This is a genomic window from Pseudomonas soli (assembly GCF_900110655.1).
In the GTDB taxonomy this organism is placed as follows: Bacteria; Pseudomonadota; Gammaproteobacteria; order Pseudomonadales; family Pseudomonadaceae; genus Aquipseudomonas; species Aquipseudomonas soli.
In genome coordinates this window covers 25822-45019 of sequence record NZ_FOEQ01000005.1, presented here as the reverse complement: position 1 = coordinate 45019, position 19198 = coordinate 25822, and the positions used below count along the sequence as shown (strand labels likewise).

18 protein-coding genes and 4 tRNA genes are annotated in these 19198 nt (G+C 62.7%); 8 read left to right on the top strand and 14 right to left on the bottom strand.

All coding sequences use genetic code 11. From position 1 onward, the window contains the following. Positions 1 to 67 precede the first annotated feature (67 nt). Positions 68 to 436: an Mpo1-like protein gene (locus tag BMY03_RS12965; protein WP_023629735.1), complete on the top strand. Its 369-nt coding sequence runs from the start codon at positions 68 to 70 to the stop codon at positions 434 to 436. Positions 437 to 521: 85 nt separating this feature from the next. Here the strand turns inward: BMY03_RS12965 and BMY03_RS12960 are convergent, their stop codons facing one another. From BMY03_RS12960 to BMY03_RS12950, 3 genes are all read right to left on the bottom strand, one after another. Beyond that, entirely contained in the window at positions 522 to 1319 is a 798-nt protein-coding gene (locus tag BMY03_RS12960) for an acyl-CoA thioesterase (protein WP_094011288.1), read from the bottom strand. Between the two features lie 83 nt (positions 1320 to 1402). Continuing rightward, positions 1403 to 2170, bottom strand: a complete 768-nt coding sequence (locus BMY03_RS12955; protein ID WP_094011287.1) for a CHAD domain-containing protein — start codon at positions 2168 to 2170, stop codon at positions 1403 to 1405. 14 nt (positions 2171 to 2184) lie between these two features. Further along, positions 2185 to 2463 carry a hypothetical protein gene (locus BMY03_RS12950; protein WP_046854892.1) on the bottom strand — a complete coding sequence of 93 codons (279 nt, stop codon included), beginning with the start codon at positions 2461 to 2463 and terminating at the stop codon, positions 2185 to 2187. A 158-nt stretch (positions 2464 to 2621) separates the two neighbouring features. Between BMY03_RS12950 and BMY03_RS12945 the strand changes: the two genes are divergently transcribed. Further along, positions 2622 to 3665 carry a patatin-like phospholipase family protein gene (locus BMY03_RS12945; RefSeq protein WP_046854891.1) on the top strand — a complete coding sequence of 348 codons (1044 nt, stop codon included), beginning with the start codon at positions 2622 to 2624 and terminating at the stop codon, positions 3663 to 3665. Between the two features lie 78 nt (positions 3666 to 3743). Here BMY03_RS12945 and BMY03_RS12940 read toward each other — a convergent pair whose 3' ends face one another. The 11 genes from BMY03_RS12940 to BMY03_RS12890 all read right to left on the bottom strand — a co-directional run bounded on the left by BMY03_RS12940 (position 3744) and on the right by BMY03_RS12890 (position 13338). Further along, a complete protein-coding gene (locus tag BMY03_RS12940; protein ID WP_094011286.1) occupies positions 3744 to 5603 on the bottom strand; it encodes a SurA N-terminal domain-containing protein in 1860 nt (619 codons plus the stop codon). Between the two features lie 180 nt (positions 5604 to 5783). Next, positions 5784 to 6056, bottom strand: coding sequence for an HU family DNA-binding protein (locus BMY03_RS12935; RefSeq protein ID WP_094011285.1), 273 nt, complete (start codon positions 6054 to 6056; stop codon positions 5784 to 5786). A 153-nt stretch (positions 6057 to 6209) separates the two neighbouring features. After that, on the bottom strand, positions 6210 to 8606 hold the full coding sequence (gene lon / locus BMY03_RS12930) for an endopeptidase La (protein WP_046854889.1): 2397 nt from the start codon (positions 8604 to 8606) through the stop codon (positions 6210 to 6212). 153 nt (positions 8607 to 8759) lie between these two features. Further along, on the bottom strand, positions 8760 to 10043 hold the full coding sequence (gene clpX / locus BMY03_RS12925; RefSeq protein ID WP_031314790.1) for an ATP-dependent Clp protease ATP-binding subunit ClpX: 1284 nt from the start codon (positions 10041 to 10043) through the stop codon (positions 8760 to 8762). A gap of 108 nt (positions 10044 to 10151) precedes the next feature. After that, positions 10152 to 10793, bottom strand: a complete 642-nt coding sequence (gene clpP, locus BMY03_RS12920; protein WP_023629742.1) for an ATP-dependent Clp endopeptidase proteolytic subunit ClpP — start codon at positions 10791 to 10793, stop codon at positions 10152 to 10154. A gap of 91 nt (positions 10794 to 10884) precedes the next feature. After that, positions 10885 to 12198 (bottom strand): trigger factor, encoded by a 1314-nt coding sequence (gene tig, locus BMY03_RS12915; protein ID WP_094011284.1) that lies wholly within the window; start codon positions 12196 to 12198, stop codon positions 10885 to 10887. 248 nt (positions 12199 to 12446) lie between these two features. Continuing rightward, positions 12447 to 12746 (bottom strand): DUF6388 family protein, encoded by a 300-nt coding sequence (locus BMY03_RS12910; RefSeq protein ID WP_023629743.1) that lies wholly within the window; start codon positions 12744 to 12746, stop codon positions 12447 to 12449. Positions 12747 to 12897: 151 nt separating this feature from the next. Continuing rightward, positions 12898 to 12973: transfer RNA gene (locus BMY03_RS12905), tRNA-His, on the bottom strand. A gap of 36 nt (positions 12974 to 13009) precedes the next feature. Next, positions 13010 to 13094: transfer RNA gene (locus tag BMY03_RS12900), tRNA-Leu, on the bottom strand. A 57-nt stretch (positions 13095 to 13151) separates the two neighbouring features. Further along, positions 13152 to 13227: transfer RNA gene (locus BMY03_RS12895), tRNA-His, on the bottom strand. Positions 13228 to 13261: 34 nt separating this feature from the next. Further along, positions 13262 to 13338 (bottom strand) — tRNA-Arg (locus BMY03_RS12890). Between the two features lie 255 nt (positions 13339 to 13593). Between BMY03_RS12890 and folD the strand changes: the two genes are divergently transcribed. The 6 genes from folD (at position 13594) to BMY03_RS12860 (ending at position 19197) form a co-directional block, all read left to right on the top strand. Beyond that, on the top strand, positions 13594 to 14448 hold the full coding sequence (gene folD / locus BMY03_RS12885; RefSeq protein ID WP_023629744.1) for a bifunctional methylenetetrahydrofolate dehydrogenase/methenyltetrahydrofolate cyclohydrolase FolD: 855 nt from the start codon (positions 13594 to 13596) through the stop codon (positions 14446 to 14448). A 204-nt stretch (positions 14449 to 14652) separates the two neighbouring features. Beyond that, positions 14653 to 15570, top strand: coding sequence for a citrulline utilization hydrolase CtlX (gene ctlX, locus BMY03_RS12880; RefSeq protein ID WP_031314792.1), 918 nt, complete (start codon positions 14653 to 14655; stop codon positions 15568 to 15570). Positions 15571 to 15589: 19 nt separating this feature from the next. After that, the gene (locus tag BMY03_RS12875) at positions 15590 to 16636 is read left to right on the top strand and encodes an ornithine cyclodeaminase (protein WP_094011283.1); all 1047 of its coding nucleotides are present in this window, start codon (positions 15590 to 15592) and stop codon (positions 16634 to 16636) included. Between the two features lie 249 nt (positions 16637 to 16885). After that, on the top strand, positions 16886 to 17668 hold the full coding sequence (locus tag BMY03_RS12870) for an ABC transporter substrate-binding protein (protein WP_038706451.1): 783 nt from the start codon (positions 16886 to 16888) through the stop codon (positions 17666 to 17668). A gap of 111 nt (positions 17669 to 17779) precedes the next feature. Beyond that, entirely contained in the window at positions 17780 to 18487 is a 708-nt protein-coding gene (locus BMY03_RS12865; protein WP_094011282.1) for an ABC transporter permease, read from the top strand. Beyond that, positions 18484 to 19197 (top strand): ABC transporter permease, encoded by a 714-nt coding sequence (locus tag BMY03_RS12860; protein WP_023629748.1) that lies wholly within the window; start codon positions 18484 to 18486, stop codon positions 19195 to 19197. Before BMY03_RS12865 ends, BMY03_RS12860 begins: the two co-directional genes overlap by 4 nt. The last annotated feature ends 1 nt before the right edge of the window (position 19198 follow it).

The following is a 19198-nucleotide window of genomic DNA, read 5'->3' as shown; positions in this document are numbered from 1 at the left end:
GCCAGCCTCGATTGGCCCCCATGCGGGGGCCGCACTAAGCTTTGCACAGGCCCCCGAGGATCTGTCCATGAGCAAACGACTGCCCAACCTGCCCGCCTGGCAATGGCGCGGCTACCACCACAATCATCGCCACCCCACCAACCTGGTGCTGCATCTGATCGCCGTGCCGCTGTTCATCCTGGGCGCGCTGCTGGTGTTGTCGGGGCTGTTCGGGCTGGACCTGTCGCAGATCGCCGTGGGTATCATCGCATTGGTAGCCGGCCTCGGCCTGCAACGCCAGGGGCACCGCCTGGAAGCCGAGCAGCCCGAGCCTTTCACCAATCGCCAGGATGCCGTGCAGCGGCTACTCACCGAGCAGTTCATCACCTTCCCGCGCTTCGTGCTGAGCGGCGCCTGGTGGCGGGCCTGGCGCGAGCGGCACAAGCATCGCCACTGACAGAAAACATCGCGGGGCAAGCCCGCAAGCGCCATTGAACGGCGTGGGAGCGGGCTTGCCCCGCGATTGACTTGATGAAGATGGCTCAGGCGAACACGGTCACCGTCTGCCGGCTCAACGCCAGCAACTCCCCTTCCGCCGTCCACAACGCAGCGGCCGCATGCCCATAGCCATCCCTGGCGTACTCGGTCTCGACCACATAGCGGCACCAGTCGAGGGTCGACAGCTGCGGCGTGGGCTGCACGAACTCGATCGTCCAGGTCAGCGTGCTGCCGGCGGCGGGCTGCTTGAGATATGGCAGCAGGCTGGGCGGCCAGGCATCGACCAGCGCCAGCAGGTGCGCCACCCCGACCGGCTCCTCGGCGACATCACGCAGGCGTACCCAACCGCCCATATGCCGTGAGTCATTGCCACTGAACGGCAGGCCGCCCAGCGCCCAGCGAAACGCCACGTGCTGCATGAACTCCGGTGTAATGCCCTTGATGAAGGGCAGCTCCGGTGCCGCCTCGTGCAGCGGCTTCATCGGCATCGCGGCTGGCGCGTCGACCGCCACCACGGAAGGACGACCGGCACCGAAACTACCCTGCACCAGGGTCACCACCTGGCCATCCTGTACGGCGCGTCCCAGCAAGGTGCTGACCGCCTTGCCCTCGCGCAGCACTTCCACCTCCAGGCTGATCGGTACATCCGGCGCCGCCGGGCCAACGAAGGTGATGGCCAGCGAACGCACCGGGCGGTTGTCGTCGAGCTTCTGGCGCATCGCTTCGAGCACCATCGCCGCCATCAGGCCGCCGAACACCGCCCGCCCCTGGGCCCAGCCAGCCGGCACGCTGACCGCCTCGGGGTGAGCGCGCGCGGCTGTCAGCAATTCTGTGAAGTTCATGTGCCAGGGCTCCTGCGCGAAAAGAACCGATAGTAACCAGCGATCACGCCAGCCACAGCCCGCATTTCGGTCATTTACCGGGACTAACGGCGCGCCAGGGCTTTTTGCAATGCCTCGAGAGTCAGATCAGAGCGCCCCTCGGCAGCATGCAGCTCATGCTCCCAGGCCACCTTGCAGCCCGCCAGGTCGCTGTGCTCACGCACCTGCAGCAACCACTGCACGCGGTCATGCCAGTCGCCAAGATCGCCTTGCGCCTTCTTCAACAGACGCTGCAGCTTCTTGCCGGCATGCTCGAGTTGCGGGTAGGCCTCGTCCCCATAGCGAACGCGCTTGATCAGCAGGCGCAGACGATGCCGATCATGGGCCGGATCATCCAGCGCCTTGGCCAGCTTGCGCCATTGCTTCTCCAGGCGCTTGTCGATGCGCCTACGCATGCCTTGCATCAAGCCTTCGCGGTCGGCAGCACGCAAGAACAGCGGGAAGGCGTCGAGGATCGCCAGTACCCGAGTAAGCTGGGCACTGGACGCGACGCCGGCAAAGGTCCGTGCCCTTCCCTCCTGGCGGCGCTCGCCGGCCCGCACATGACCGCGCCCGACCAGTTGCGCGGCCAGCACTTCGCGGTCACGCAACGGTGTGGTGAGCGTGCCCAGTGCCCCCGCCGCTTCCTCCAACTGCTCGACACCCGGCAAGCCACGCAAGGGCCGCAACAAGCTACGCAGCCGGCGCAGGGTGGTGCGCAGGTCGTGCAGCGCCTCGCTGTCGGTATCGGCAGCGAGACGCTCGCGGCAGGCCAGCATTCCCACCTGGAGGGCCAGGACCCTGGAAACCACATGGTCGATCATGCTCGGCATGTGACGCTCCTCACTCAACGCCCGGCGCGGGACTCACGAATGTAGAAACGCGCCTTCTCGGCCTTGCGGGTGCAACCTTCAAAGCCTTCGAACTGCTGCTGGGTCTTGGCGCCGGTCAGCAGCGACAACGCCTTGGAATAGCTCACGGTGCCGGCAAAGCCTTCGGCCTTGGCCAGATCCAGTTCCTTCCAGGCGGCATCGAGCTGGGTCGCGCAACTGTCGCGATAGGCCGTCTTGCCCGCGCAGCCGGCCAGGGCCAGGGCAATCAGAGGAAGGGTGATCCAGGCTTTCATCGGTAATACCTCGAGGGTGAAAAACTAAGGTGGCCGTTCGACGGCACAGCAAACGAAAAGTGCCCTGCTCAGCGTAGTTCAGCGCGGGCTACATTGAAGCACAGGTGCCATTAGGTGCATTGTTGGACCATGGTTGCACAGCTGCAGGGGGAATAGTCATGGGCAAACGCGTGGCATTGGTACTGGGCTCCGGTGGCGCCCGAGGGTATGCGCACATCGGCGTGATCGAGGAAATCGAACGGCGCGGCTACGAGATCGCCTGCATCGCCGGTTGCTCCATGGGCGCGGTGATAGGCGGCATCTACGCCGCCGGCAAGCTCGACGAGTACCGCAGCTGGATCGAGAGCCTGGACTACCTCGACGTGCTGCGCCTGGTCGATGTCAGCTTTCGCCTGGGCGCCATTCGTGGCGACAAGGTATTCGGGCAGATTCGCAAGATCGTCGGCGAGATCAACATCGAACAGTTGCGCATTCCCTACACGGCAGTCGCCACTGACCTGACCAACCAGCAGGAAATATGGTTCCAGGAGGGCTGCCTGCACCAGGCCATGCGCGCCTCGGCGGCCATCCCCAGCCTGTTCACCCCGGTGGTGCAAGGCAATCGCATGCTGGTCGATGGCGGCATTCTCAATCCGCTGCCGATCGTCCCGGTGGTGTCCAGCCACTGCGACCTGATCATCGCCGTCAACCTCAACGCCACCAACCAGATGCAGTATCAGTTGCCGGTGATCGAGCGTCCGGCGGCGTTCAAGATGCGTTTCGACGCCTTGATCAGCTCGCTAGGGTCGCGCCTGCCGTTCCGGCGCAAGCCGGCCGAACAGCTGATCCGCCTGGAGCAGGAGATCGTCGCCGAAGGGCTCGCCGCATCCAACCCCTGGCTAGGCGAGAGCGCCGAACCGCAAGGCCAGCAGCCGGCGGCGGCGCCGCAGAGCGAAGGCGCGCCCAAGTCGGCCACCGGCTCGTTCATCGTCGACAACGTCGGCCCGGCGTCCTTGCTGGACCTGATCAACCAGAGTTTCGAAGTGATGCAGACGTCGTTGGCGCAGTACAAGATCGCCGGGTATCCGCCGGATGTGCTGATCAACGTTCCCAAGCGGGTATGCCGCTTCTTCGAGTTCTACAAGGCGCCGGAGCTGATCGCCCTGGGGCGGGAGATTGCCCGGGACACGCTGGACAATCATGAAGGGGTTCGGCGCTCCTGAGGCCATCGCGATGGCGCCATCAAGCACACAAACGAAACAGGCCGCATTAAGCGGCCTGTTTCGCGATCAGCACACGACTCAGTAGCGGGTGATGTCGGCACTGCCTTCCAGCAGCTTGCGATAGGCCGCGAAGTCCTGCGAACCGGCACGCGATGCGAGGTAGCGACGGATCTGCGCTTTCTCTTCATCGGTGGCGGCGGCACCTTCGTTGACGCCCTTCAACTGCAGGACCACCAGGCTGCCATCGCCCAGCACCACGCTGCCGTAGACCGGCTTGTCCTTGGCCGCTGGCTTGCCGAGGCGGAACACCGCCTGCAGCTCGGCCGGATCGATGCCGTCCTGGCCACGAGTGACCGCTTCATGGAGCTTCCAGCCCTGACCTTCGGCCTTGACCGAGCCATCGCGCAGGCCAGCGATCAGTTTGTCGGCCTTGGCCTTGAGTTCGGCAATCGCCTTCTCCTTGGCCAGGTGCTCGCTGATGTTCTTGGCCACGGCCTCCAACGGCAGCTGCTCGGGCTTGCGGTGCTCCTTGACGCGCACGACCACCACGGTTTCCGGGTCGAGTTCGATGGCGTTGCTGTTGGCGCCCTCTTCCAGCACCTGCTCGCTGAACGCGGCTTGGATCACCGCACGGTTGGCAGTGATGCCTTCGCCGCCCTCGCGACCGAAGGCAGCGGAGGTGTGTACCTTCAGGCCCAGATCCTGGGCCGGCTGGGCCAGGTCGGAAGCTTCGAAGGCGGTGTCTTCAAGCTGCTTGGTGGCCTCGACGAAGCGCTGCTCCACCTGCTGGGTCTTCAGCTCGTGGGTCAGTTTGTCCTTCAGGCTGGCGAAGCTCGGTACATCCGGCGCCTGCACGCCCAGCAGCTTGATCAGGTGGTAGCCGAACTCGGTGCGCACCGGTGCCGATACCTGGTCCTTGTTCAGCTTGTACAGCGCGTCCTCGAAGGCCGGGTCGTACACGCCAGGGCCGGCGAAGCCGAGGTCACCACCGGTGTTGGCCGAACCCGGGTCCTGGGAGAATTCCTTGGCCAGTTTGGCGAAGTCCTCACCCTTGTCCAGGCGCTGCTGGATCTCTTCGATGCGGGCCTTGGCCTTGGCATCGTCAGTCTTGTCGTTGACCTCGATCAGGATGTGCGCGGCATGGCGCTGCTCGCCCAGATTGGCGATTTCCTTCTCGTACAGGGCCTTGAGCTCGCCGTCGTCGACCTTGACCTGGTCGAAGAAGGCCGACTTCTTCAGCTCGAGGTAATCGATGACCACTTGATCCGGGGTCATGAATTCCTTGGCGTGCTGGTCGTAGTGCGCCTTGACCTCGTCATCGCTCACCTTGACCGCGGCCGGATCGGCCTTGAAGGTCTGCGAGGCGAAATCACGGGTCTGCTTCTCGAGGCGGGCGAAGGCCTCGACCTGCTTGTCGGTGACGAAGCTGCTGCCGGCAAGGCCGGTGCGCAGCTGGCCGATGAGCATTTCCTGGGCGAGCATCTCGCGGAACTGCATGCGGCCGTAGCCCATCTGGCGGATAACCGAATCGAAGCGCTCGGCGCTGAACTTGCCATCGACCTGGAATTCAGGCGTCTGCAGGATCAGCTGATCCAGCGCTGCCTCGGAAAAAGCGAACTTGGCGTCTTCGGCACCCTGCAACAGCAGCTTGCGATCGATCAGCCCCTTGAGCGCGGCCTCGCGCAGCATCTTCTCGTCCAACAGCGCAGGGTCGAAATCCTTGCCCAACTGTTGCATCAGCTGGCGGCGCTGCATGTCCACGGCCTGGCTCAGCTCGTTCTGGCTGATGGTCTGGCCGTTCACCTTGGCGGCGTCCTGGCTATGGCTGGCGGCCTGGAAAATGGCCTCGAAACCGGTCAACGCCATCAGTACGACGATGAGGCCGATGATGGTCTTGGCAATCCAACCTTGTGAATTGTCCCTGATATTCTGCAGCATGCGTCCCCCAGAAACGGCTGTACCACTGCGTCGACAACCGCGGAGCGTGGGTAGAATCCTGATAGAAGAAAGGCGCATCCAGTGGATGCGCCTTTTCGAAGCGAGCGTGCCAGCGGGAACGTTTGCGACCCGCCGTCACGCGGTCGGCCCTGGCGACGCCTGGGCCGGCTGAAAGACGACTTAGTTGACGGCGTCTTTCAGGCCCTTGCCAGCTTTGAAGCCAGGAACCTTGGCGGCAGCGATCTTGATGGCTGCGCCGCTTTGCGGGTTGCGGCCGGTGCGCTCAGCGCGCTCCTTGACCGAGAAAGTACCGAAACCTACCAGTACTACATCGTCACCTTGCTTAAGGGCGCCGGTGACGGATTCGATGACTGCGTCCAGCGCACGGCCGGCTACAGCTTTCGGGATGTCAGCGGATGCGGCGATAGCGTCAATCAGTTCCGACTTGTTCACTCTAAGTCCCCTTATTTCTCTATTGAGTTTGTTTCTAAGTATGTAATGAAAAGCTTATGAAACGAGCGCTGGGTGGCCTGTTGACACTGGCGTGCCGCTTTATAGCAAGGGGCCGAAAATGCTGTCAACCAAAGCCCCCCAGCGAAATACGTACTAGTGCGTGCTGATTCTTTCCTTAGCATCGCCGTCGCGCTTCTCATCTTTCGCGACAATCTCCGGAGCCACATCTGGCAAGGGCTCCGGGGCGTATTGCAGCGCAATTTGGAGGACTTCGTCAATCCATTTGACCGGTTTGATCTGAAGATCCTGTTTGATGTTTTCCGGAATCTCCTTCAAGTCCCGAACATTCTCTTCCGGAATGATCACCGTCTTGATGCCGCCACGGTGTGCCGCCAGGAGTTTTTCCTTGAGCCCGCCAATGGCCAGAACCTGGCCACGCAGGGTGATCTCACCGGTCATCGCCACATCGGCGCGAACCGGGATCTGGGTCAGGGCCGACACCAGCGCGGTGCACATGCCAATACCGGCGCTAGGGCCATCCTTGGGCGTGGCACCTTCGGGCATGTGTATGTGAACGTCGCGCTTCTCGTGGAAGTCTGCAGCGATCCCCAGGCTTTGAGCGCGGCTGCGCACCACCGTCTGCGCGGCAGTGATCGACTCGACCATGACGTCGCCGAGCGAACCGGTCTTGATCAATTGCCCCTTGCCGGGAATGACTACGGCCTCGATGGTCAGCAGTTCGCCACCGACCTGGGTCCAGGCAAGGCCGGTGACCTGGCCGATCTGGTCCTGCTGCTCGGCCAGGCCATAGCGGAACTTGCGCACGCCCAGCAACTGCTCCAGCTGCTCGCCGGTCACCTTGACCTTCACCTGTTTGGCGCCGGTGTGCTCCTTGACCACCTTGCGGCAGACCTTGGCGATCTGGCGCTCCAGACCACGCACGCCGGCCTCGCGGGTGTAGTAACGGATGATGTCGCGGATGGCCGAAACGTCGACCTCCAGCTCATCCTTCTTCAAACCATTGGCCTTGACCTGCTTGGGCACCAGGTACTTGACCGCGATGTTGATCTTCTCATCCTCGGTGTAGCCCGGCAGCCGGATGACTTCCATGCGGTCAAGCAGCGCCGGCGGGATGTTCATCGAGTTCGAGGTGCACAGGAACATCACGTCCGAGAGGTCGTAGTCGACCTCCAGATAGTGGTCGTTGAAGTTGTGGTTCTGCTCGGGGTCGAGCACCTCAAGCAACGCCGAGGCCGGGTCGCCGCGCATGTCGCTGCCCATCTTGTCGATCTCGTCGAGCAGGAACAGCGGATTGCGTACACCGACCTTGGTCATTTTCTGAATCAGACGACCGGGCATCGAACCGATGTAGGTACGACGGTGACCACGGATCTCGGCTTCGTCACGCACGCCCCCCAGGGCCATGCGCACGAACTTGCGGTTGGTGGCGGCGGCGATCGACTCGGCCAGCGAGGTCTTGCCCACGCCAGGTGGACCGACCAGGCACAGCACCGGGCCACGGATCTTCTTCACCCGCTTCTGCACGGCGAGATACTCGAGGATGCGTTCCTTGACCTCTTCCAGGCCGTAGTGGTCCGCGTCGAGGATCTCCTCGGCCTTGGTCAGGTCCAGGCGCACCTTGCTCTGGGCCTTCCACGGCACCTGCACCAGCCAGTCGAGGTACGAGCGCACCACGGTGGCTTCGGCCGACATCGGCGACATCTGCTTGAGCTTGTTCAGCTCGGCCTGGGCCTTGGCCAGGGCATCCTTGGGCAGGCCTGCGGCGTCGATGCGCTTTTTCAGCTCCTCGACTTCGTTGTGACCTTCGTCGCCATCGCCGAGCTCCTTCTGAATGGCCTTCATCTGCTCATTCAGGTAGTACTCGCGCTGGCTGCGCTCCATCTGCTTCTTCACGCGACCACGGATGCGCTTCTCGACCTGCAGCAGGTCGATCTCCGCATCGAGCAGCGCCAGCACGTGCTCGACACGCGCCTGCAGCTCGACGATCTCGAGGATCTCCTGCTTCTGCTCGATCTTCAACGCCATGTGCGCGGCCATGGTATCGACCAGGCGGCCAGGCTCTTCGATGCTGTTGAGCGACGACAACACTTCGGCCGGGACTTTCTTGCCCAGTTGCACGTATTGCTCGAACTGCGACAGCAAGGTGCGCACGAAGACCTCGGACTCGCGCTCGGCGGTCTCGACTTCGTCGATCAGGCTGACTTCGGCACGGATATGGCCATCGACTTCGTTGAAGCGCTCGACAGCGCCACGCTGCTCACCCTCGACCAGCACCTTGACGGTGCCATCGGGCAGCTTGAGCAGTTGCAAGACGGTGGCGACGGTGCCCACGCGATACAGGGCGTCTTCGCCTGGATCGTCGTCGGCAGGATTCTTCTGGGCCAGCAGGAGGATCTGCTTCTCGCCCGTCATCGCGGCCTCGAGGGCCTCGATGGACTTCTCACGCCCCACGAACAGTGGGATGACCATGTGCGGATAGACGACAACGTCACGCAATGGCAAAAGAGGCAAGTCGAGGGTGGTCTTCATGATTTCGCCTCTACAGCGGCCATGTGGCCGGAAACCGTTGGAAATGGTGCTTGGGGCTAATGTGGGGGCAGCCCTGGGAAATTACAAGCGCCCAGGCCATGAAATGCAAAAAGGGGCCCAAAAGGCCCCTTCCTGTTGCTACCCCGTTCCCGATCAGGCGTCGGGAGCGGCCTTGGCTTGCGGCTCGCTGTTCTCGTAGATCAGCAGCGGCTGCGAAGAGCCTTCGATGACGCTCTCGTCGATCACCACCTTGCTGACATCCTTCTGCGAAGGGATCTCGTACATGGTGTCGAGCAGCACGCCCTCGAGGATCGAACGCAGGCCACGGGCGCCGGTCTTGCGCTCCAGGGCCTTGCGCGCGACGGCCTTGAGCGCATCACTGCGGAACTCGAGGTCGACGCTTTCCATCTCGAACAGCTTGGCGTATTGCTTGGTCAGCGCGTTCTTCGGCTCGGTGAGGATCTGCATCAGCGCAGCCTCGTCCAGCTCGTCCAGCGTCGCCAGAACCGGCAGACGGCCCACGAACTCCGGAATCAGGCCGAACTTGACCAGATCGTCCGGCTCGACCTCACGCAGCGACTCGCCGACCTTCTTGCCCTCTTCCTTGCTGCGCACTTCGGCACTGAAACCGATGCCGCCCTTGGTGGAGCGGTTCTGGATGACCTTTTCCAGGCCAGAGAACGCGCCACCGCAGATGAACAGGATGTTGCGGGTATCGACCTGCAGGAACTCCTGTTGCGGGTGCTTGCGACCGCCTTGCGGCGGTACCGAGGCAACGGTGCCCTCGATCAGCTTCAACAGCGCCTGCTGCACGCCCTCGCCCGAGACGTCACGGGTGATGGACGGGTTGTCCGACTTGCGCGAGATCTTGTCGATCTCGTCGATGTAGACAATGCCCATCTGGGCCTTTTCCACATCGTAGTCGCACTTCTGCAGCAGTTTCTGAATGATGTTCTCGACGTCCTCACCAACATAACCGGCTTCGGTCAAGGTGGTGGCATCGGCAATGGTGAACGGTACGTTCAGCAGGCGCGCGAGTGTCTCGGCCAGCAGCGTCTTGCCCGAGCCGGTCGGCCCGATCAGCAGGATGTTGCTCTTGCCCAGTTCGACTTCGTCGCCCTTCTTGTCACGCTGGTTCAGGCGCTTGTAGTGGTTGTACACCGCTACTGCCAGCACCTTTTTCGCGCGTTCCTGACCAATGACGTACTGGTCCAGGATACCGCTGATTTCTTTCGGCGAGGGTAGCTTGTGCGCGTTGCTCTCGGCCTGGGCTTCCTGCACCTCCTCACGGATGATGTCGTTGCACAGGTCGACGCACTCGTCGCAGATAAATACCGAGGGGCCGGCAATCAACTTGCGCACTTCGTGCTGGCTTTTGCCGCAGAAGGAGCAATAGAGCAATTTGCCGTTGTCCTCGCCGTTACGGGTGTCAGTCATTCGATCGATCCAATCCGGTAGGCTTGAAACACAAGATGAAGGCAATCGCTGGCTTTTTCAAGTCCGCGGGTAGGCGCATTCTGCACCCACCCGCCCTGGCGCATTGCTTCAGGATGCCAGTTGCCGCTTGTCGTAGACCGAGTCGATCAGGCCGTACTCGGCCGCGCGCGCAGCGCTCATGAAGTTGTCACGCTCGGTGTCGCGCTTGATGGTTTCCAGCGGCTGGCCGGTGTGATGGGCCAGCAGCTCGTTCAGGCGCGCCTTGATGTTGAGGATTTCCTGGGCGTGGATCTCGATATCGGTCGCCTGGCCCTGGAAGCCGCCCAGCGGCTGGTGAATCATCACCCGCGAGTTGGGCAGGCAGTGGCGCTTGCCGGCGGCACCTGCCGCGAGCAGGAAGGCGCCCATGCTGCAGGCCTGGCCAATGCAGATGGTCGAGACGTCCGGCTTGATGAACTGCATGGTGTCGTAGATCGACATGCCAGCGGTCACCGAGCCGCCTGGGGAGTTGATGTAAAGATGGATATCCTTGTCCGGGTTTTCCGCCTCAAGGAACAGCAGTTGCGCCACTACCAGGTTGGCCATGTAGTCCTCTACAGGGCCGACCAGGAAGATCACGCGCTCCTTCAGGAGGCGCGAATAGATGTCGTAGGCGCGTTCGCCACGGGCGGACTGCTCGATAACCATCGGGACCAGGCCGCCCGCGGCCTGGATGTCAGAGCTCTGCTGAATATAAGAATTGCGGGACATGTCCTGCGCTCACTCCCAAATAGTCATGGCTTGAATACGCACAAGCCAGCGCGAAGGCTGGCTTGTGGGGGTTTCCTACGAGAGTAGCCTGTTACTCAGCGTCGGCAGCTGCCTGGGCTGGTTTCACGGCTTCTTCGTACGAGACCGATTTGTCGGTCACAGTCGCTTTCTGCAGGACAGTATCTACAACTTGTTCTTCCAGTACAACCGAACGCACTTCGTTCAGCTGCTGGTCGTTCTTGTAGTACCAGGCGATGACCTGCTCAGGCTCCTGGTAGGCCGAGGCCATCTCTTCGATGACTTCGCGAACCTTGGCTTCGTCCGGCTTCAGGTCGAACTGCTTGACCACTTCGGCAACGATCAGGCCCAGGACCACGCGGCGCTTGGCCTGCTCTTCGAACATCTCGGCTGGCAGTTGCTCAGGCTTGATGTTGCCACCGAACTGCTGAACGGCCTGCACGCGCAGACGGTTGACTTCGTTTTCCACCAGGGCCTTCGGCACGTCGACCGGGTTGGCGGCGAGCAGACCGTCCATGACCTGGTTCTTGACCTTGGTCTTGATGGCCTGGCGCAGTTCACGCTCCATGTTCTTGCGAACTTCGGCGCGGAAGCCTTCCAGGGTCGACTCCTTGATGCCGAACTGGGCGAAGAAGGCTTCGTTCAGCTCTGGCAGCACAGGGGCAGAAACGCTGTTGACAGTAATGGTGAACTCAGCAGCCTTACCGGCCAGATCCAGGTTCTGGTAGTCCTCTGGGAAGGTCACGTTGACCACGCGCTCTTCGCCAGCCTTGGCGCCAACCAGACCTTCTTCGAAGCCTGGGATCATGCGGCCGGAGCCCAGCACCAGCTGGGTGCCCTTGGCCGAACCACCGGCGAAGGCTTCACCGTCGATCTTGCCGACGAAGTCGATGTTGACCTGGTCGTCGTTCTGCGCGGCGCGCTCGACGGCCTCGAAGCGGGTGTTCTGCTTGCGCAGGACTTCCAGCATGTTGTCCAGGTCGGCGTCAGCCACTTCGGCGCTCAGGCGCTCGACGGCGATCGAGTCGAAACCGGCAACGGTGAACTCAGGGAAGACTTCGAAGATGGCGACGAACTCGAGGTCCTTGCCTTTTTCGAACGACTTTGGCTCGACGGCAGGCGCGCCGGCCGGGTTCAGCTTCTGCTCGACGATGGCTTCGTAGAAGGACGCCTGGACCAGGTCACCGAAGGCTTCCTGACGGGCATCGGCCTCGAAACGCTGGCGAATCACGCTCATCGGCACCTTGCCCGGGCGGAAGCCCGCGATCTTGGCGCGCTTGGCAGTCTGCTGCAGACGCTTGTTGACTTCGTTCTCGACGCGCTCGGCCGGAACGGCGATGGTCATGCGGCGCTCGAGAGCGGAAGTGTTTTCAACAGAAACTTGCATGGATATTCCTCGTTGCACAGACGTTAGCCGGCGATAACCCGACTCCAGAATCAAGGGCGAACATTCTAGTGACTCGCGCACCAGAAGTCACCCCACCCGGATTGTCGGCGAAACACGCCGGTCGATTTCCCTGGAAGGCCCGCACGACGGGGCGTCGAGCCTATTCATATAACGACCGCGCGCCACCTCGAATGCCGCGCAGTTGTAAAACCTTGTCAAACAAACAACAGCCTGGGCGATCGCCAGTTTTATTGCGGCTCGATATCGTTGAACTGGCAGTATTCTTCCCAAGCCAGGCCCAACGCCTCGGCCACCTCGCGGTGCACTTCCAGGCGCATGGCCTGCAACTGCTCCGGCGACTCGGCGATCAACTGCAACGCGTACTCCCAGGGCTGGACACCCTGCTCCTGGGCTGCATCCTCGAACGCCCACTCGATCTGCTGGGCCTGCTCGCGGGCATCCAGCTCACGGATTTCTTCGAGCAACTGCGGATTGGCCTCGGCAAAACGCTGCAGCGCCAGGGCCTGGCGCGCCTCTTTTGCAATCATTTGCGCTACTCCTCTGGCAGCCTGTTCGGCCAGGCATTCAACCGGCTGAAATCTAACAGCTTTTATCGCCTGACCACCAGTAGCCACAGGCACCGGATGACAGAAACAAAAAAGGCGCCCGATCATTCGATCCGGGCGCCTTCTGAAAATATGGGGTGGACGATGGGAATCGAACCCACGACAACCGGAATCACAATCCGGCGCTCTACCAACTGAGCTACGCCCACCATAATGCAGTGTTGCGGTACAGCCTTACAGAAACATGGTGCGGACGAAGAGACTCGAACTCTTACAGCTTGCGCCGCTGGAACCTAAATCCAGTGTGTCTACCAATTTCACCACGTCCGCATAAAACGCTTAGAACAAGGGCGCCGGATCATTCAATCGAGGCGCCCCTGAAAAATCTGGGGTGGACGATGGGAATCGAACCCACGACAACCGGAATCACAATCCGGCGCTCTACCAACTGAGCTACGCCCACCATAACGCGTTACTGCTTACTTGCCCGAGCCTAATGGCGCACCCGGCAGGACTCGAACCTGCGACCATCCGCTTAGAAGGCGGATGCTCTATCCAGCTGAGCTACGGGCGCTTAAGCTTCCAGCCAAACCGAACAAGCGAATCACTTATTCTGCCCGGCTTTGCCAACCCGTGCCAGGCAGTGCCCGACAAGTGCGGCGAATCTTATAGGCGACCCTGAGAGGCGTCAACACCTTTCGCAAAAAAATTTAAATTATTGAAGGGGTTAGGGGATTTGCCCGACCACCCGCCTTTGCCCTTGGGCCATGTCGTGCGAGAATGTGGGCTTCTTATATATGTTCCCTTCTCGATGGTTAATCACGCGTCTATGACTGCACACCTTATCGATGGCAAGGCGATCGCCGCCAACCTGCGCCAGCAGATCGCCCAACGTGTCGCCGAGCGCCGCCAGCAGGGCCTGCGCACGCCAGGCCTGGCGGTGATCCTGGTCGGCAGCGACCCGGCCTCCCAAGTCTATGTCTCGCACAAGCGCAAGGACTGTGAAGAGGTCGGCTTCATTTCCCAGGCGTTCGACCTGCCCAGCGATACCACGCAGCAAGCCCTGGCCGATCTGATCGACCGGCTCAACGACGACCCGGCAGTCGACGGTATTCTCCTGCAACTGCCGCTGCCGGAGCACCTGGACGCCTCGCTGCTGCTCGAGCGCATCCGCCCGGACAAGGACGTGGACGGTTTCCACCCCTACAACATCGGCCGCCTGGCCCAGCGCATCCCGCTGCTGCGCCCCTGCACCCCGAAAGGCATCATGACCCTGCTGCACAGCACCGGCCAGGACCTGTACGGCATGAACGCGGTGATCGTCGGCGCATCCAACATCGTCGGCCGGCCAATGGCCATGGAGCTGCTGCTGGCCGGCTGCACCGTCACCGTCTGCCACCGTTTCACCAAGGACCTGCCCGGCCATGTCGGCCGTGCCGACCTGGTGGTGGTCGCTGCCGGCAAGCCGGGGCTGGTCAAGGGTGAGTGGGTCAAGGAAGGCGCCATCGTCATCGACGTCGGCATCAACCGCCAGGAAGACGGCAAGCTGGTTGGCGACGTGGTCTACGAGACCGCCCTGCCCCGGGCCGGCTGGATCACCCCGGTGCCGGGCGGCGTGGGCCCGATGACCCGGGCATGCCTGCTGGAGAACACCCTGTATGCGGCTGAAGAGCTGCACAAGTAATACTGTGTTCCGGCAATAAAGAAAACGGCGCCCTTCGAGGCGCCGTTTCTCTTTGACTCCCCCACCATAGCTGCATACAGCCGATTCGGCTGCCATCCCATCCACTTCAGCTGTTTCTGGCTGCTCCCCACTCACGCTTCAGCCGGGATTTCTTCCCGATCCCCCCGACAATGGTCACACAGCCCACCCGTGGATGCGTGCCCAATGCAAACAACAAATACCGTCCTCATGATTCGCCCGGCGCGGTTCGCCTTCAACCCCGACACCGCCGCCAACAACCGCTTCCAGCAAGCGCCGCTGGACCCAGAGACCGCCAGCGCAAAGGCCCTGGAAGAGTTCGACGGCTACGTCGACTGCCTGCGCCAGCACGGCGTCGACGTACTGGTGGTACAGGACACCCCCGAACCTCATACCCCTGACTCGATCTTCCCCAACAACTGCTGGAGCAGCCATGCCGACGGCAGCCTGGTGCTCTACCCGATGGAGGGCAAGAACCGCCGCCTGGAACGCAGCAAGGGCGTACTGGGCGTGCTGAGCGAGCGCTTCGCCATCCAGCGCACCGTCGACCTGAGCCCGCTGGAACAGCAGAATCTGTTCCTCGAAGGCACCGGCAGCATGGTCCTGGACCGTGAGCACCGCATCAGCTACGCCTGTCACTCCGGGCGCACCCACGAACGCGCCCTGCGCCAGTTCGCCGAGCACCTGGACTACCGCCTGTGCCTGTTCCACGCCGTGGACCGCCAGCAGGCGCCGATCTACCACAGCAACGTGATGATGAATGTCGGCCGCCAGCTCGCCGTGGCCTGCCTCGATGCCCTGCCCCACCCAGACGAACGCCGTGCACTGGAGCACTCGCTGCGCGACACCGACAAGCAAGTGCTGGCGCTGAACTTCGATCAGCTGGAGAACTTCGCCGGCAACATGCTCGAGGTCCACGACCGTGACGGCCGCTCGCTGCTGGTGATGTCGCGCAGCGCCTGGCGCTCGCTCGATGCGCAGCAGCGCCGCCAGGTCGAACGCCACAGCCATCCGCTGGTGGTGAACATCGACCATATCGAACGCATCGGCGGCGGCAGCGCCCGCTGCATGCTCGCCGAAATCCACCTGCCCTCGCGCCACTGACCCGTCAAGGAGAACCATCATGACCCGCTACATCGACGTAAATGACCTCGCCCGCCTGGTCAACCGCAAGGGCCTGCCCACCTGTCTGGCCGAGATGGCCGAATACATCCGCCAGGACTACCTGCGCTGGCACGACTTCGAGAAATGCGCGCGCCTGGCCAACCACTCGCCGGACGGTGTGATCGAACTGATGCCGGTGTCCGACGCCAGCCTGTACGCCTTCAAATACGTCAACGGCCACCCGAAGAACACCCACAACGGCCTGCTCACCGTGATGGCCTTCGGCGCCCTGGGCGATGTCGATACCGGCGCGCCGGTGCTGCTCAGCGAGATGACCCTGACCACCGCCATCCGTACCGCCGCCACTTCGGCCCTGGCCGCCCGCTACCTGGCGCGCCCGGACAGCAAGCGCATGGCGCTGATCGGCAACGGCTCGCAAAGCGAGTTCCAGGCCATCGCCTTCCATACCCTGCTGGGCATCGAGGAGATCCACCTGTTCGACATCGACCGCAAGGCTTCGGAGAAACTGGCAGCCAACCTGGCCGGCTACCCGCAACTGAAGCTGACCATCGCCGGCAACGTGGCCGAGGCAGTGCGCGGGGCCGACATCGTCACCACGGTTACCGCCGACAAGGCCTACGCCACCATCCTCACCCCGGAACTGATCGAACCGGGCATGCACCTCAATGCCGTGGGCGGCGACTGCCCGGGCAAGACCGAACTGCACCGCGACATCGTCGAGCGTGCCCGGGTGATCGTCGAGTACGAACCGCAGAGCCGGATCGAAGGCGAGATCCAGCAGATGCCCGCCAACTCACCGACCACCGAGTTCTGGCAGGTGGTCGAGGGCAGCGCCGCAGGCCGCGAGAACGTCGGGCAAGTCACGTTGTTCGACTCGGTCGGCTTCGCCCTGGAGGACTACTCGGCGCTGCGCTATGTACTCGACGTGGCCCGCGCCCTGGACATCGGGCACGACATTGCGCTGGTGCCTGAACTCGAGAACCCGAAGGACCTGTTTGCCTTGCTGCAGCCAAAAGGGCGTGAGCGCAAGGCCAGTGCTGCCTGACCTTACACGCGGGGCCGCTTGGCGGCCCCAATGACCGAAACGGCTGTCGCACATCCATAAATCTTTGTCGGAACAGCCGTTTCGGCTGCAAGTGGCCCACTAACAGCCGAATCCGGCCTCCCACGCGCTGGCAAACGACACAAAAAACCTGTCTATCTCGCGCATTCTGAGCGCGACCCATGAGTCACTGACGGACCTACACGCATCAACCGCCCTACTACCAATAACAACACCCAGGGACCCAAGACCATGTTCTCCATGCGAAAACGCCTCGGCGTGCTGCTGTTCTCGTTGTGTGCCACCAGCGTTGCCCAGGCCAAGGAGTGGACCGAGATCCGCTTCGGCGTCTTCCCCGAATACCCACCTTTCGAATCCGTCGCCGCCGATGGCAGCCTGCAAGGCTTCGACATCGACCTGGGCAATGCCATCTGCGCCAAGCTGCAGGTCAAGTGCACCTGGGTGCACAACGAGTTCGACGGCATGATCCCGGCCCTGCGCGCCCGCAAGTTCGACGCCATCATGTCGTCCATGGCCGTCACCCCGGCACGCCTGAAGCAGATCGACTTCACCAGCCGCCTGTTCCTCAGCCCCACCTCGGTGATCGTGCGCAAGTCGGCCGACTTCGGCGACACCACCGAATCGCTCAAGGGCAAGCAGGTCGGTGTGCTCCAGGGCTCTTTGCAGGAAGCCTACGCCCGCGCCGTGCTGGCGCCGCAGGGCGCGCAGGTCAAGGCCTACCAGAGCCAGGACCAGAACTACGCCGACCTGATCAATGGCCGCCTCGACGCCACCGTCACCGACAAGCTCGAAGCCCAGCTCAACTTCCTCTCCAAGCCCGAAGGTGCCGACTTCAAGAGCGGCCCGGCGATCAAGGACCCAACCTTGCCGCTGGACATCGCCATGGGCCTGCGCAAGAACGATCCCGAACTCAAGGCCCTGCTCGACAAGGGCATCGCCATGATCCATGCCGACGGCACCTACGCCGAGATCCAGAAGAAGTATGTCGGCGACGTGGATATCTACAACGAGTGACCTAATGCGCCGATCGCGGGGCAAACCCGCTCCCACGGGTTGACGACTGCGTGGGAGCGGCGATGCGGCGACCCGACTTGCCCCGCGACGGCCTCCCCGCGAGATCCTGTCATGAACGACCTCCTCTCTCACGGCCTGCAAGGCTTCGGCCCGCTGCTGGCCCAGGGCACCTGGATGACCCTCAAGCTGGCCCTGCTGTCACTGGCGCTCAGCCTCGCACTGGGTCTGATCGGCGCCAGCGCCAAGCTGTCGCGATCAAGGCTGCTGCGTCTTCCGGCCACCCTCTACACCACGCTGATCCGCAGCGTTCCCGACCTGGTGTTGATCCTGCTGATCTTCTACAGCATGCAGATCTGGCTCAACGACCTGACCGAGATGCTGGGCTGGAACTATGTCGAAATCGACCCGTTCAGCGCCGGCGTGGTCACCCTGGGCTTCATCTACGGCGCCTACTTCACCGAGAACTTGCGCGGCGCCATCCTCAGCGTACCCGCCGGGCAACTGGAGGCCGCCACCGCCTATGGCCTGAGCCGGGCACAGCGGTTTCGACTGGTGCTGTTCCCGCAGCTGATGCGCTTCGCCCTGCCGGGACTGGGCAACAACTGGCTGGTGTTGCTCAAGTCCACCGCGCTGGTGTCGATCATCGGCCTGGCCGACCTGGTCAAGGCCGCGCAGAACGCCGGCAAGACCACCAATGACATGCTGTTCTTCCTGTGCCTGGCGGGCCTGGTCTACCTGGTCATCACCACCTTGTCCAACCGCCTGCTCAAGCACCTCGAGCGGCGCTACAACACCGGCATCAAGGAGCTGGCGCGATGATCGAACTCCTTCAGGAATACGGCCTGGCCTATCTCTACAGCGATGGCACCGGCCTCTCGGGCCTGGCCATGACCCTCTGGCTGTTCCTGGCCAGCATGGTGCTGGGCTTCGCCTTGTCGCTACCCCTGGCCTTGGCGCGCACCTCGCGTCATGCCTGGCTGCGCCTGCCGGTACAACTGTACACCTTCGTGTTCCGCGGCACGCCGCTCTATATCCAGCTGCTGATCTGCTACACCGGGCTCTACAGCCTGCAGGTGGTGCGCGACCATGCCCTGCTCGACCAGTTTTTCCGCAACGCACTCAACTGCACCTTATTGGCGTTCGTGCTCAACACCTGTGCCTACACCGTGGAAATCTTCGCCGGGGCCATCCGCAACCTGCCCGCCGGCGAGCTGGAGGCGGCCCAGGCCTATGGCTTGCGCGGCTGGAGGCTCAACCTGTTCCTGGTGCTGCCCGCCGCCCTGCGCCGCTCGCTGCCGACCTACAGCAACGAGCTGATCCTGATGCTGCATGCCACTTCGCTGGCCTTCACCGCCACCGTCGCCGACATCCTCAAGGTGGCCCGTGACGCCAACGCCGCGACCTTCCTGACCTTCCAGGCCTTCGGCGTGGCCGCCCTGCTGTACATGCTGCTGTCCTTCGCCCTGGTCGGCCTGTTCCGCGTGGCCGAACGGCGCTGGATGCGCTTCCTTGACCCTGTACGAGGCTGAA

Excerpts from the sequence above, each read along its gene's own strand:
- BMY03_RS12965 (WP_023629735.1), top strand. The coding sequence starts at position 68 with ATGAGCAAACGACTGCCCAACCTGCCCGCCTGGCAATGGCGCGGCTAC.
- BMY03_RS12960 (WP_094011288.1), bottom strand. The coding sequence starts at position 1,319 with ATGAACTTCACAGAATTGCTGACAGCCGCGCGCGCTCACCCCGAGGCG.
- BMY03_RS12955 (WP_094011287.1), bottom strand. The coding sequence starts at position 2,170 with ATGCCGAGCATGATCGACCATGTGGTTTCCAGGGTCCTGGCCCTCCAG.
- BMY03_RS12950 (WP_046854892.1), bottom strand. The coding sequence starts at position 2,463 with ATGAAAGCCTGGATCACCCTTCCTCTGATTGCCCTGGCCCTGGCCGGC.
- BMY03_RS12945 (WP_046854891.1), top strand. The coding sequence starts at position 2,622 with ATGGGCAAACGCGTGGCATTGGTACTGGGCTCCGGTGGCGCCCGAGGG.
- BMY03_RS12940 (WP_094011286.1), bottom strand. The coding sequence starts at position 5,603 with ATGCTGCAGAATATCAGGGACAATTCACAAGGTTGGATTGCCAAGACC.
- lon (WP_046854889.1), bottom strand. The coding sequence starts at position 8,606 with ATGAAGACCACCCTCGACTTGCCTCTTTTGCCATTGCGTGACGTTGTC.
- clpX (WP_031314790.1), bottom strand. The coding sequence starts at position 10,043 with ATGACTGACACCCGTAACGGCGAGGACAACGGCAAATTGCTCTATTGC.
- clpP (WP_023629742.1), bottom strand. The coding sequence starts at position 10,793 with ATGTCCCGCAATTCTTATATTCAGCAGAGCTCTGACATCCAGGCCGCG.
- tig (WP_094011284.1), bottom strand. The coding sequence starts at position 12,198 with ATGCAAGTTTCTGTTGAAAACACTTCCGCTCTCGAGCGCCGCATGACC.
- BMY03_RS12910 (WP_023629743.1), bottom strand. The coding sequence starts at position 12,746 with ATGATTGCAAAAGAGGCGCGCCAGGCCCTGGCGCTGCAGCGTTTTGCC.
- folD (WP_023629744.1), top strand. The coding sequence starts at position 13,594 with ATGACTGCACACCTTATCGATGGCAAGGCGATCGCCGCCAACCTGCGC.
- ctlX (WP_031314792.1), top strand. The coding sequence starts at position 14,653 with ATGCAAACAACAAATACCGTCCTCATGATTCGCCCGGCGCGGTTCGCC.
- BMY03_RS12875 (WP_094011283.1), top strand. The coding sequence starts at position 15,590 with ATGACCCGCTACATCGACGTAAATGACCTCGCCCGCCTGGTCAACCGC.
- BMY03_RS12870 (WP_038706451.1), top strand. The coding sequence starts at position 16,886 with ATGTTCTCCATGCGAAAACGCCTCGGCGTGCTGCTGTTCTCGTTGTGT.
- BMY03_RS12865 (WP_094011282.1), top strand. The coding sequence starts at position 17,780 with ATGAACGACCTCCTCTCTCACGGCCTGCAAGGCTTCGGCCCGCTGCTG.
- BMY03_RS12860 (WP_023629748.1), top strand. The coding sequence starts at position 18,484 with ATGATCGAACTCCTTCAGGAATACGGCCTGGCCTATCTCTACAGCGAT.